Source organism: Porphyromonas levii (assembly GCF_018206105.1).
In the GTDB taxonomy this organism is placed as follows: domain Bacteria; phylum Bacteroidota; class Bacteroidia; order Bacteroidales; family Porphyromonadaceae; genus Porphyromonas_A; species Porphyromonas_A levii.
In genome coordinates this window covers 18,901-31,890 of the sequence record NZ_JADRGN010000028.1, presented here as the reverse complement: position 1 = coordinate 31,890, position 12,990 = coordinate 18,901, and the positions used below count along the sequence as shown (strand labels likewise).

The window sequence follows — 12,990 nt, the reverse complement described above, 5'->3', positions numbered from 1 at the left end:
GTTAAGTAATATCGCAAAAAGTTCGCCGATTTACGCTATTATAGGCAACCCACCATATCAGCTGACCGTAGCAAAGAAAGACACAGATAATGGGCAGAAGCGAAGTTCAAATATATTTCAGCATTTTCAGTTGCTTGCAGATAAACTATCCCCACGCTACTCCTCGCTCATTTATCCTGCCGGGCGATGGATACATCGCTCGGGAAAGGGACTTGCGGATTTTGGTTACAATCAAATCAACGATAAGAGGCTCTCCCGTCTTTATTTCTTCCCCGACTCTACAGAAATATTCCAAGACGTAGGTATAGCAGATGGGCTTTCTATCGTATTTAAGGACAATGCTAAGAATCAAGGGGGCTTTGTCTATGCTTACAGCAAAGGAGGAAAAACCGTAGAAGTTACAATGCCGAACCCCGGAGATGTTTTGATGGCTCTTGACCCAATGGCAGAGCAAATCAGTCAAAAGATACAAGCCGTTGTTGGTAATCGTTTTGGTTATATCTCTAATACAGTTTTATCGCAAAAACTTTTCTCCATAGAGAGCGATTTTGTAGAGCAAAATCCGACTTTAGTTCGCCCTTATCAAGAAGGAATGATGCTTGGTGAAGATGAAATAAAGCTGTTTACGAATGACAAGGCAGGCAAAGCGGGACGAGCCAGTTGGTATGTAGCCCACCAGTCAGTAATTAAAACTGGCTTGGACTACTTACATCGGTGGAAAGTCGTGGTGTCGAGTGCCAATGCCGGCGGACAGAAGCGAAGCAACCAGATAGCAGTGCTTGACAATCGCTCAGCCTTTGGTCGTTCTCGCGTAGCCCTCAAAACATTTGAAACAGAGCAAGAGGCTAGAAACTTCTACGCTTACTGCCAAACTGATTTCATACGCTACGCATTCTTGCTAACCGATGAAGCCTTAACGTCCTTAGGAAAACTTGTACCCGATCTATTGGACTATACAGACGACAACGGAATAATAGACTACGCCCAAGATGTGAATGTCCAACTCTATCAACTATTTGGAATAGATGCGACAATGCAAGCCATCATCGAACAAACACTATCAGAACGTTAACAATAGGAGGCAAGCCATTATAAGGCTTGCCTCCTATTTTGATTACTCCATTGCTCGCACCTTTTCTTCAATAAAAGCGATTTCGCTTTCTTCCAATCCGTATTTTCGGTAGAGTTGTTGGTCTATTTCTGCAACAGATAATGTCCAATCAATGTCCGAGTCTGCCGTAAAGTCTTGCAGAGGAACAAGTCGCCAAGTGTCTTTGGGGTTGTCCTGCGTAGCCTTGAGGAGTCCCAACATAGTACGGGCAAACTTTGTCTTGACATATTTCAAGCAGGCCACAGCTTCCTCCCGAGTATCGAATGCTCCTATCGTCAGAAAGGTTTGGGTAACCCCGATAAGGGGTTCCCCGATAAGGGGAGTGCTTAGTACTTCGCCGATTGCCCCCGAGCCATTGCTCTTGGGGACAATCACCTTGTACTTATCTAGATTCGGATGGGACTCAATATATCGTCTGTCTATCCAGCGACAACAACGATCTGTCTCTATTAAACCGAGTATCTTATATGCATTATCTATCGGATGCTGATTAAATAAAGGCAATTGTCTAAAAATGGCAGTCGTGAGACGTCGTTCTCTACCACCACTTCCTACAATATCTTTTGCTTGAGGATAATCCGCATAGACTACTTTTAGATCAAATTTGTTTTGTGGATATATGATGTCGCTTAATTGACCATCAGGATAAGGGACCTTAGCAGCTATGCCGGTCAATTCGGGATAGGCTGTGAATGTTCCGATTTTACCGAAATCTTGCTTTGTATCCCGATACATAACTGCTACACCACCTTTAATATCTACAGTCGGGAATACCTGCGTGCTATCTGCCCAATAGGTCACAACCTTGAAATGCTCATCATTAAGAATTTTAGAGTTCCACTCCTTTGGCGTTTTCCCTGCATCGAAGAGGTAGCGAGCAGGTGTTATAAGAGAAATCCGCTGAGCAAGCTGACTTGCGAGGTCTATGAACAAATGGTATACAGGTGCATCACTTGTGTTCTCTGAAGTCAGCTGATATGGTGGGTTGCCTATAATAGCGTCTATCTTCATATTTTCGTCATTATTTATCTTCCAGAAGTGTTTGCCCGATCGAAGCATATTCACCACACTATCGGGCTGTGTGGTAATGTTTTCTATCAAGTCGGGATAGTATTCGGCATGCACCACGGCATTGCGGAAACCTCGCAGGGTACGCATGGTGATGTAGCGTGCCATAGGGGTTTTGCAAACTACGAAGATGTTTTCTTCTAAAGTTCTATCCCATAGCATGAGAGCCGTGGTGCGATTGACCTCTCCATACTTCTCACGAGCCTCCTCTATCCTTGTGCGGTAGATGTTATAAGCGGCATAAAGCGGATAGAGACCACTCTTAGAGTTGATTTCCAAGATGACGCTCTGTGAGTGAAACACCTCGGCGGTGATACCTTTATATTCGATATAGCGAGGTGTGTCTAAGGCTGAGGTAAAGTCTTCGTTCATGAAGCAGTAGCCGCCCAGACTATCACCAAGGTGCATGTTTACCACGCGCCATGGCGTGAGTACTGTTTCCTTGTCGGGATTGCGGAAGGTGCCAAAGATGCTTGCCAGTCGGGCAATACGCTCCTCAATGGTAAACTTATCTGCCATGCGAGCCATCTCGCGAATGCGCTTGCCTGCCTCACGGAATATGTCGGGGTCGTAATAACGCTTGAAACGACGGAACACCTGCTTGGTTACGCCCCGGGGCATGAATTCTTCCCAAGACTGGTCGTCCACAAGGTTGGCAAAGTTGTCTATGGTCAACTCTTTGTCTTCGTCCACCATTTCGGCTCCATAGAGCATGAGGGGCATTCGGATAGAGATGCCACGGAGAATGGATATGGCTTCTCTACGCTGGTCGCCTTTAGCTTTAAGCTCGTCGAGTCGCTTTTTTTCCTCTGGCGTAAGGTCTTTCTTTTTCTTCTTTTCGAGTTGCTCTTTCTCTTCGTATTGCTCGTTGGTCAGCCCCTGTCGGTTAATATCGATGTTTCCCGACTTAGGCATAGCCTTCGTTTTGCCTATGATTCCTTTGAGGTTGTCAAACTCTTTGAGTTGTACATCCGTGAGTTGGAGTAGTTCATCGTTGTAGAGTGCGCCATTCTCAAAACCGTCCTGCACCACCTTTTCTATCTGCGCACGCTTAAGTTGTGCGAGCATGGTTCCCACTTTATATTGTTTCATCTGCCCACCATCGATGGCAATGATAGGACAGAAATTAAGGAAGTCGCCAAGAATTTTGCGGTCGCCCTCGGTTTGTTTTCCTGCTTTGTGCGATACTTTAGCAGCCTCGGCAAGCACACGGAGTGTGCGGTCGGGAGCGAAGTCGAAGGCATAGCAGTCGGTCTTCATACGCCCATTATGTGTGTAAGGAGTCTGCACACGGAAGATGGTCTGCATATATCCGGCAGCCGAGGTGCTGTATGATCCAGCCATCATGAATACCCCTGTCCAAGGCTTAACGCTTACTCCTGTGGTAAGTCGTCCACACGATAGAGTTATCGTATAAGATTCCTCAGGGTCTTTGCCAATGGCTTTATTGACAAGTTCGAGTGCATCACGGCTTTCTTCCTCGTCGTCGCCATCTCCTGCGACATTGACTACCTTGAATAGTCCAAATACTGGATGCTCGCTCAACTTCCGGCTGAGTGCTTTAGCTGCTTTGACCCCGGGTAGAATCCAAAGGGTATGACGGAAGATTTTTCGGAATCCATCATTGGTATAAGGATAGAGCGACTCCTTATTTTCTGTGGTAAGCATCGAGAGAAAGCGGTCTATATCTCGCTCATGTACAAAACCTCCGTCCTCTCGGGTGCGGAAAAACTCACGGAAGTTAAAGGCTTTTTCTTCGTCGCTATATTCGCTCATCAAGCGCCCGAGGTCGTATGTATAAATATGGATAGCAGGCAGGTCGGCGTATGGGTTGGTATCGCCAAGATGATTGATTTCCCAATCTATTTTGGCGTGTTGCTCCATGACGTAGTCCCAAGTGAAGACTTCTTCCTCTTTGTGGTCGTCCAACAGATTGAAAGGCGTCCCCGATAGGCTCAATGTCTTGGTCTTTTTACCGATAAGTTGCCCTAAAACGGCTTTTCCTAATTCTGTCTGTGTGCCTTCGTGTGCTTCATCGACAATCACCAAGTCCCAAGAGGCCGAAAAGACTTCGTTGTTCTTGTCAAACTTTCCGCCTACTTCCTTAGAGCCTCGCATATCTTGCATTGAGGCAAAATATACATATTTCTTTCCTTGCGCAGCAAGTCTCTGGAGGGAGGAAAAACTCTCGCCCTTATTGTGCGATCCATAGTGCCACTCCGGGCGATCGTAGAATGTTTTCCCGAAATCTTCAAACCAATTGGCATCTACCACCGGGCGATGAGTAACGATGATGGTGCGGACGGCTTCCATCTCCTTGGCTACACGCAGGGCACAGAGGGTTTTACCAAACCGGGGTTTGGCATTCCATAGCATCCGATTGCCTTTGCGAAACTGCTTGAGTGTGCGCTCCACAGCCACCTTTTGCTCCGGACGCAGAATGATGGGATTGTCATCGTGCGTTACTTCGCTTGCCCCTAAACTTTCTTTGCCTTCTTTGATGGCAGCAATAGCTCGTTTGACGGTTCCCAAATCGCAAGAATACCATTCGGTAGCTCCTGCAAATTCCTTACGTTTTACGCCCGAACGTTCTAAAACATGATGCACTTGCTTGTCGTTAAAAGAGCAAATGCGACCTCCTTGTATGTAAAGCGTGAGTTCGGTGTGCAGAAGTTCGTAACTGATACCTGCTGTCTTCGTATATTGGTCTATACGAGCCTTTGCTGCTTGGTTAAGCACTTCGCTATTGGGATCTGTCGAAGCCGAGCCAATATCATCGCCAAGAGTGGTTTCTCCTATCTTCAGGCTCCCTTCATGTTGCTTGTCTGCAATAGCAAAGACATAAATCAAACGAGGTTTGAGTGATGATTCAAAAGTTGCCATAGCTTGAGACTTTATGTTATTATTTTATTAAGTCAATGAAACGGATTTTGCGATGATTTTCTCCTGTCGCAGGGTCTTTACGCCCCCAATCTCGGATGAGGCAGTATGTCCCGTTATGTCCTTGATAGGTCTCATTCTGACATCCGTGACAAAAGACGGTTCGTTCCATTGCTTCAAAAAGAGTTTGTTCGATTACAACTTCATTATGTTTACAACTATTGGGAACAACTCCTTTGAGACCATCCATTTGAAATATATTCCAAGCAATTATATAAGCAATGTACTTGATCGAACGAGCTTGTGGTTGCTTTCCAAATTTTTCGACATAATATTCGATAAAGGTCATAAGCATAGCTTCGCGAGCGAGCAAAAGATTATCCCCTTGCCATTCATAGCCATAGATATTCTTGTATGCTTCTTGTGTCATCTTGAGCCATTCGTCTGTAGTGGAAGTGTTTTCCGATATAACTCGCAATTTGCGGTCGAGCATACCTATACGTTGTGATATGGGGATAAATGCTCCTGTGGTCGTATCGTATCGGCTTACAAGATATGGTGCTTCTCCACAAGTGATTTCCATACGGGTGGAGCGGACATAATCTTTCCACGTCTTGCCCTCTGGAAATGCAATAGGTTCGGTTCTCGTAGTCCATGTTTTAGTTTCGGGGTGTTCGTGGTTAAAAACGTCTTTACGCCCAAACCATGCTTCATCTATTAAGTTGTTTTGTGCGTTGCATACCCATGAAGGTGTAAAAACTTCTGCTTTGTCTTTGGTTCGGTTTATTTGTTCTTCCCGAGTTTTTAGCACTCGCGGCTGTATGATTGTTCCATTCTCTCCTGTGATGCAAGATATGGTAATGGGGGCACGGTAGCTATATTCCTCGCCAAGGTAGGCATAATCATTCGTAGCCCAAAAGATATTTTTCTGAGTCGTATGATCTCTAAGCAACTCGGTCAAGAGTTCCTCAGACTTTCTTAAAAGGTCATTTTCGCTAATATCTATATTTGCCTTCATATCACTACTCTGCGTTGTTTCTAAATTCAGAAATCCATTCTTTTACCTTTGATTGCGGCAGAGCTTTGTCGGGAAGATACAACTGATAGGCAGAGGCGTAGATATTGGCATTTTGGGGTAGAGTAAGTTCTACTAATGCATCACTTTTGTTCTCGCAGAGTAGAATACCGATTGTTGGGTTCTCGAAATCTTGTCTGACGTAGCGGTCATAATAGTTGACATACATCTGCATTTGTCCCAAATCCTGATGGGATAAGTTTCCTGTCTTTAGATCTATCAATACATAACATTGCAATAATCGGTTGTAAAAGACTAAGTCCACATAGAAATGTCTTTCTTCAAAGGTAAATCGTTTTTGCCTTGCTTCAAAAAGAAAACCTTTTCCTAACTCCAACAAAAATTGTTGCATACGTCCAATTATGGCATTCTCAAACTTTGATTCAGAGTATAGGGTATCGGGCTTTAAACCTAAAAACTCCAGCGTAATTGGATCCTTTATGATGTCGAATGGTTTCTCTACTACTTGTCCCTTTTGGGCAAGACGCATCACTCCCTCCTTGTCTCGGCTGAGAGCCAGTCTTTCGTAAAGACTACTTCCTATTTGCCTGGACAATTGGCGTTTAGACCACTGCTGTTGCGAGCTTTCTATTTCGTTAAACTTGCGAGCATCGGGGTTTTCAACACGCATCAAGAGCAAGTAGTGCGACCAGGACAATGTAAACTTTGGAGTAAAATCATCAATATGACAGCCAGTGGTTGTCAAATTACTATATACCACAAAGAATTGGCGCATTTGGCGCAAATTAGAGTAACTCCATCCGTTACCAAATTTTTCGGTAAGCTTAGCGGCAAGCGATAGGAGAACTTGCTTGCCATACTGAGCCCTGGTCTCACCACGTTGTTCTTCTTCTACAATATATTGTCCAATACGGAACTTTGTATATACCTCTGCTAAATTTATTGATGCAACAATATGAGCGCGACTCTCTTCTATAAGCCGCGCGACTTTGTGGTAAAGGTCTTCCGTATTTTCGATATTTGCAAAACTCATACTCACAAAGGTACTATAATTAATATTGTAACAATGAAAGATTGAGAGACTTATTTCTCTAAGAGAATGTTTTTCCTCATATTCAAGTATTTTTCATTGAGAAATAGCTACCTTTGCAACATAGAACAGCATGGTCTTTGAAGCATGCAGAATAAAGAAGGGGAAAGAAACTCGCTCGTTTCCAACTCGTAACCCATTTGCCCATTATTCTTTCTTATTGATTATCTGTTAGGTACAATTTTATTGTGTCTTTTCCTAGCGTTATCTGTCCACGCCCCCTATGGGATTATTCATCATGTCCTCCTTATTTTGTAGACCCTAATGTGCTTGTCGTGGCTCGCCTGAGCAAGCAAATTTATTCCTAGGAATAAATTTATTTTTCTGTACAGATAAATATATTTATCTCTAGGAATAAATTTCGCTGATATAGGGTCTCCGTTTCGGGTGCGACTATTAGGATGGAGTGGGGTATGTGCTATTATTTTAGTATCATTGCATATAGATAATGTATAAACACTATAAATTTGAGACGATTAGAGATGAGAAAAAAAGGATTGATAGGAAGGGCAATGACTATTGGTGTTATGCTTAAGGAGATGAAACCTAAGGACTTTTCTAAGTACACAGCGCACTTTAGTGAACTATCGTTTACCGAGAAGCTCCATAGGGTGGGTATGATGCTGGGCGAGACAGTGCTTCTTCCGCTCTTGCAGCTCTACTATATCTATCGAAGCCCTGAGGTTCCTCTAAAAGGGAAACTATATATCACGGGCGCATTGGGTTACTTTATCTTCCCGATGGACTTCCTGCCCGACTTCCTGCCCGCATTATTTGGGTTTAGTGACGATATCATTGTGATTGGTATTGTGATGAAGCAGGTGGAGCGGTATTTGACGCCTGAGATTGATGCGAAGGCTCGGCATGCGCTGACACGCTTCTGCAAATGAGACGCGCCTAAAGCGCAAACTAGTGGGTTGCTTTCGGCATTCTGGTTTGGTCGCGTACGCCAGTACGCTCCCTTCACCCTCGCCCACACATGCTCCTACAGATAGTACCACTTAGCTGCGAAAGCCCCCTTTAGGGGGTTTGGGGGCTTAGAGGTCGTATTGTCCATTCCCTATTTTGGGAATTTTAATGGCACACTATTCTTGAAGTGTGTACTTTTTTGGTACCTTTGTCGCGTGACAATTGACTTTGTGCGATTGCTCACTTCGGTTGATAGAGTAGTTTCTAAGATAAAAAAGACAGAAAGATGGAGCCTAATAAGAGGTCTGCAGTCATCACTGCTGTGGGGGGATATGTGCCAGAAGATGTATTGTCGAATGATGAGATAGCCCAGTATCTGGATACTAGTGATGAGTGGATTACCACTCGTGTGGGTATCAAGGAGAGAAGGGTGCTCAAGGTGCCAGGCGCTGGTTCGTCTTATCTTGGGATTCGTGCGGTCGAGGATATGTTGTCCCGACACAATATTAATAAGAGCGAGATTGATCTTGTGCTCTGCTCTTCCAATACGCCCGACTATCAATTCCCTACTACGGCTTCAATCATAGCTAGGGAGTGTGGTATTGATGGGGTGCCTTGTTTCGACTTCCAGGCAGCATGCCCTGGCTTCCTCTATGGGCTCCAGATAGCGAGAGGGTTTATAGAGAGTGGCGTCTATAAGAAGGTGCTTCTGATCTCTGCAGAGCGTATGTCTGCCATTACAGACCGCACCGATAGAGCTACCCTACCACTATTCGGCGATGGTGCCGGTTGTGCACTACTGGAGCCTACTGAGGATGGTATGGGTATTCAGGATGTGATTCTGAAGAACGACAACCATGGTCGTGATTACCTGATACTCCGTGCTGGCGGTTCGGCTAATCCTGCTACCGAGGAGACCGTGAAGGCACGTCAGCACTACGTATATCAGGATGGACAGAAGGTGTTTAAGTCGGCTGTAGTCCAGATGGGTGACTGTTCGGTAGAGCTGATGGAGAAGAATGGGTTGACCTTCGAGGACATCGACTGGGTCGTACCACACCAAGCCAATATGAGGATCATCGATGCCACTGCAAGGCGCATGGGCGTGAGCATGGACAAGGTAATGGTCAATATCGATAAGTATGGTAATACGAGTTCGGCTACCATCCCGCTCTGCCTGAGCGAATGGGAGAATCGACTCAAGAAAGGGGATAATCTTATCCTCACCGCCTTTGGCGCCGGCTTTACCTGGGGCTCCATCTGGCTGAAGTGGGGGTACGATAGTAAGTAATAGAGGTGTATGTATAGATCGGGATTCGTCAATCTTGTGGGCAACCCCAATGTGGGGAAGTCTACGCTAATGAATAAGCTGGTAGGGGATAAGATAAGTATTATCACCAATAAGGCGCAGACCACAAGGCATAGGATAATAGGTATTGTAAACCGCCCAGAGATTCAGATCGTCTATAGCGATACGCCTGGAGTGGTAGAACCCGCCTATAAGATGCAGGAGCAGATGCTTGGCTTCTCCAAGAGTGCGCTTGGGGATGCGGATATTCTGCTTTATGTGACCGATGTGGTGGAGGATCCCGATAAGCATGAGGCATTCTTGGCCGAGGTGCGCACCTTGGATATCCCTGTGATGGTGCTCATCAATAAGGCGGATCTCTCCGATGCCGAAGCACTGGAGCAGTTGGTAGCCACGTGGAAGACGTTGCTCCCCAACGCCCTTGAGGTGATACCCGTGGCGGCTTTGCACAATGCCGGTATTGCTTACGTGCAGCAGCGGGTGGAGGAGCTATTGCCAGAGTCACCTCCTTACTTCGAGGAGGATGCTTTTACGGATAGACCAGCGAGGTTCTTTGTCTCTGAGATTATCCGTGAGAAGATATTTCTCTATTACCAGAAGGAGGTGCCTTATGCTACCGAGGTGGTGGTGGAAAGCTTCAAGGAGGGTGACGACCTTATCCGCATCGGTGCTACTATCTTCGTAGAGCGTGAGGGACAAAAGGGGATATTGATAGGGAATAAGGGAGCTGCCATCAAGAAGCTTGGTATGATGGCGAGGCAGGATATAGAGCGCTTTTTTGATAAGAAGGTATTCCTTGAACTATTTGTGAAGGTCGAGAAAGACTGGAGAAGTAGTGAACGGATGCTGAGGAGTTTTGGATACAAGCAGGATTGAGAGATAGGAAATGGCAGTAAATAGTTTGGTGGCGATTGTGGGACAGCCCAATGTGGGGAAGTCTTCGCTCTTCAACCGTCTGACACGCTCGCGTACGGCGATAGTGACCGACGAGCCTGGGACTACCCGTGATAGACAGTACGGGCAGTCGGAGTGGAATGGTCGTACCTTCTCGGTAGTAGATACGGGAGGGTGGGTTGATAACAGTGACGATGTATTTGAGGATGAAATCAATAAGCAAGTCGAGATAGCGCTCGAGGAGTCCGACCTTATCCTATTCCTCGTAGACGTACAGGCTGGTCTGGGTGACCTAGATGAGTCGGTGGCGCAACTATTGAGACGCAATCGTAAGCCGGTGATTCTGGTCGCGAATAAGACGGACAACTTCAATATGGAGCCCTATGCAGCGGAGTTTTATAAGCTCGGTTTGGGCGATCCTATGCCTATCTCTGCCATCAATGGTAGCGGTACCGGCGAGATGCTGGATAAGCTGGTGGAGCTCCTGCCCGATAAGGGTGAGGAGGGTGATGAGGCGCTGGAGTATCCTCGTATTGCTGTAGTAGGCCGACCTAATGCCGGGAAGTCCTCGCTTATCAATGCCTTCCTAGGTGAGGATAGGCATATTGTCACTGACATAGCGGGTACCACCCGAGACTCTATCTATACCCACTACAATAAGTTTGGGCACGAGTTTAGCCTTGTAGATACTGCTGGTATCCGTAAGCGTGGTAAGGTGAATGAAGACCTTGAGTACTACTCAGTACTGAGGAGTATTCGCGCCATAGAGAATAGTGATATCTGTGTACTCATGCTCGATGCTACTAAGGGTATCGAGGGGCAAGACCTAAATATCTTTTCGATCATCCAGAAGAATAAGAAGGGCTTGATAGTGTGTGTCAATAAGTGGGATCTGATTGAGCACAAAGATCATAAGGTAATGGAAGGCTATATCGATGCCATCAAGGATAGGCTAGCACCCTTTACCGATTTCCCTATCCTCTTTATCTCCGCTACAGAGAAGCAACGCCTCCTGAAGGTGCTTGAGACAGCGCAGGAGATTTTTGATAATAGGAAGAAGCGTATCTCTACTGCCAAGCTCAATAGCGTATTGCTCCCAATCATCGAGAAGACGCCACCACCCGCCAATAAGGGTAAGTATATCAAGATTAAATATGTGACTATGCTGCCTAAGGTGCAGGTACCTAGCTTTGTATTTTTCTGCAATCTACCACAGTGGATAAAGGAACCCTACAAGCGCTTCTTGGAGAATCAGATAAGGGCGAACTGGGACTTCACCGGCACGCCAATCAATATATTTATCAGGGATAAGAACTAGTACATTGGCGTGGCAATTGATAAGACGAGACTGCGATTTATAGAGGTAGCTCGGCGTCTATTTGCCGAGCAGGGGTATCATGCTACTACTATGAATGCCATCGCAGTAGCGGCAGGCAAGGGCAGACGTACCCTATACAATTATTTCGGTACTAAGAGCGATGTATACCTTGCGGTCATCCAAGAGGAGCTTCAGACACTCTACGAAGAGCTAAAGGCATTTATCTCTCAGCCGATGAACGGTGTAGCAAAGCTCATGCTATTCATCGCTAAGCGCCAGAGGGCAGTCAATGAAGTGGTTCAGCGTAATGGCACCCTTCAGGCAGAGTTCTTCAATGATATCGCTACCGTAGAGCGCGCTCGTATGCGTTTCGATGTACTGGAGCGCCAATTGATTCAGAAGATTCTGATAGATGGCATCAACGATGGCTCCTTCAGGCGTGTAGACGTCAAGACTACCGCCATGCTCTTGCATGCCTGTCTGAAGGGCTTAGAGGTGCCATTCATACGAGGGCAGCTGGGGAAGAGCGAGCGATCGGTGATGCAGACCTACCGAGTGGTGCGTAGTTTACTAATGGAAGGAATACAAAAATAATAGACAATATGGAGAAGATACTAAGAGGAAAGGTGGCAATTGTCACTGGTGGTAGTAGGGGTATTGGTCGTGCTATTGCGCTAGAGCTAGCCAGTCAAGGCGCAGATATTGCCTTTACTGGTCGTTCGATCAATGATAATACCCGTAGCCTCGAGGAGGAGCTTGCTGCTCTAGGCGTAAAGGGCAAGGCTTATGCGACAGATGCTGCGAACTACTCTGCCGCAAAGGCATTTGTAGAGGAGGTAGTTGCTGAATTTGGGAAGGTAGATATCCTTGTCAATAACGCCGGTATCACTAAGGATACCTTACTCGTGCGTATGACCGAGGAGCAGTGGGACGATGTCCTTACCGTCAACCTCAAGAGCGCCTTCAACCTCACACAGGCTGTCGCTATGCCTATGATGAAGGCACGTGGTGGCTCTATCATCAATATCTCTTCGGTTGTCGGTGTGCAAGGCAATGCTGGTCAGGCTAATTATGCAGCCTCCAAGGCAGGTCTCTTAGGCTTCACCAAGTCTGTGGCAAAGGAGCTAGGCAGCCGCGGCATACGTGCCAACGCTGTGGCACCAGGCTTTATCAAGACAGATATGACCGGGGTGCTCGATGAGAAGATAGTGGCTGAGTGGAGCAAGTCTATCGCCCTCCGTCGTCCGGGCGAAGCCAAAGAGGTCGCTCAAGTAGTTGTTTTCCTCGCTTCCGATGCGGCATCCTATATCACGGGGCAGACCATCAACGTATGTGGCGGCATGGTTATGTAATACAGTAAACAGTAGTTCACTGT

The 12,990-nt window shown here is 46.2% G+C and carries 10 protein-coding genes; 7 read left to right on the top strand and 3 right to left on the bottom strand.

Features of this window, described 5'->3' with window-relative positions; all coding sequences use genetic code 11:
- Positions 1 to 1,072 (top strand): Eco57I restriction-modification methylase domain-containing protein (locus IX315_RS06840; RefSeq protein ID WP_211837294.1); only part of this gene is annotated, 1,072 nt, incomplete at its 5' end.
- 42 nt (positions 1,073 to 1,114) lie between these two features.
- On the opposite strand, the gene IX315_RS06835 is transcribed toward IX315_RS06840, so the two are convergent.
- Genes IX315_RS06835 through IX315_RS06825 form a run of 3 tightly spaced genes read right to left on the bottom strand, consistent with a single transcriptional unit; the run spans position 1,115 to position 7,128 of the window.
- A complete protein-coding gene (locus tag IX315_RS06835; RefSeq protein WP_211837293.1) occupies positions 1,115 to 5,062 on the bottom strand; it encodes an Eco57I restriction-modification methylase domain-containing protein in 3,948 nt (1,315 codons plus the stop codon).
- Between the two features lie 19 nt (positions 5,063 to 5,081).
- Positions 5,082 to 6,077, bottom strand: a complete 996-nt coding sequence (locus IX315_RS06830; protein WP_134849657.1) for a restriction endonuclease subunit M — start codon at positions 6,075 to 6,077, stop codon at positions 5,082 to 5,084.
- A gap of 4 nt (positions 6,078 to 6,081) precedes the next feature.
- The gene (locus tag IX315_RS06825) at positions 6,082 to 7,128 is read right to left on the bottom strand and encodes a PDDEXK nuclease domain-containing protein (RefSeq protein WP_134849658.1); all 1,047 of its coding nucleotides are present in this window, start codon (positions 7,126 to 7,128) and stop codon (positions 6,082 to 6,084) included.
- A 539-nt stretch (positions 7,129 to 7,667) separates the two neighbouring features.
- Between IX315_RS06825 and IX315_RS06820 the strand changes: the two genes are divergently transcribed.
- From IX315_RS06820 to fabG, 6 genes are all read left to right on the top strand, one after another.
- On the top strand, positions 7,668 to 8,075 hold the full coding sequence (locus tag IX315_RS06820) for a YkvA family protein (RefSeq protein ID WP_134849659.1): 408 nt from the start codon (positions 7,668 to 7,670) through the stop codon (positions 8,073 to 8,075).
- A gap of 305 nt (positions 8,076 to 8,380) precedes the next feature.
- Complete coding sequence (locus tag IX315_RS06815) at positions 8,381 to 9,385, top strand: beta-ketoacyl-ACP synthase III (RefSeq protein WP_018359192.1); 1,005 nt, start codon at positions 8,381 to 8,383, stop codon at positions 9,383 to 9,385.
- A 9-nt stretch (positions 9,386 to 9,394) separates the two neighbouring features.
- Positions 9,395 to 10,279, top strand: coding sequence for a GTPase Era (era, locus tag IX315_RS06810; RefSeq protein ID WP_018359193.1), 885 nt, complete (start codon positions 9,395 to 9,397; stop codon positions 10,277 to 10,279).
- Between the two features lie 10 nt (positions 10,280 to 10,289).
- A complete protein-coding gene (der, locus tag IX315_RS06805; protein WP_018359194.1) occupies positions 10,290 to 11,615 on the top strand; it encodes a ribosome biogenesis GTPase Der in 1,326 nt (441 codons plus the stop codon).
- Positions 11,616 to 11,624: 9 nt separating this feature from the next.
- Positions 11,625 to 12,209 (top strand): TetR/AcrR family transcriptional regulator, encoded by a 585-nt coding sequence (locus IX315_RS06800; RefSeq protein WP_211639959.1) that lies wholly within the window; start codon positions 11,625 to 11,627, stop codon positions 12,207 to 12,209.
- Positions 12,210 to 12,217: 8 nt separating this feature from the next.
- Entirely contained in the window at positions 12,218 to 12,967 is a 750-nt protein-coding gene (gene fabG, locus IX315_RS06795; protein ID WP_018359196.1) for a 3-oxoacyl-[acyl-carrier-protein] reductase, read from the top strand.
- The last annotated feature ends 23 nt before the right edge of the window (positions 12,968 to 12,990 follow it).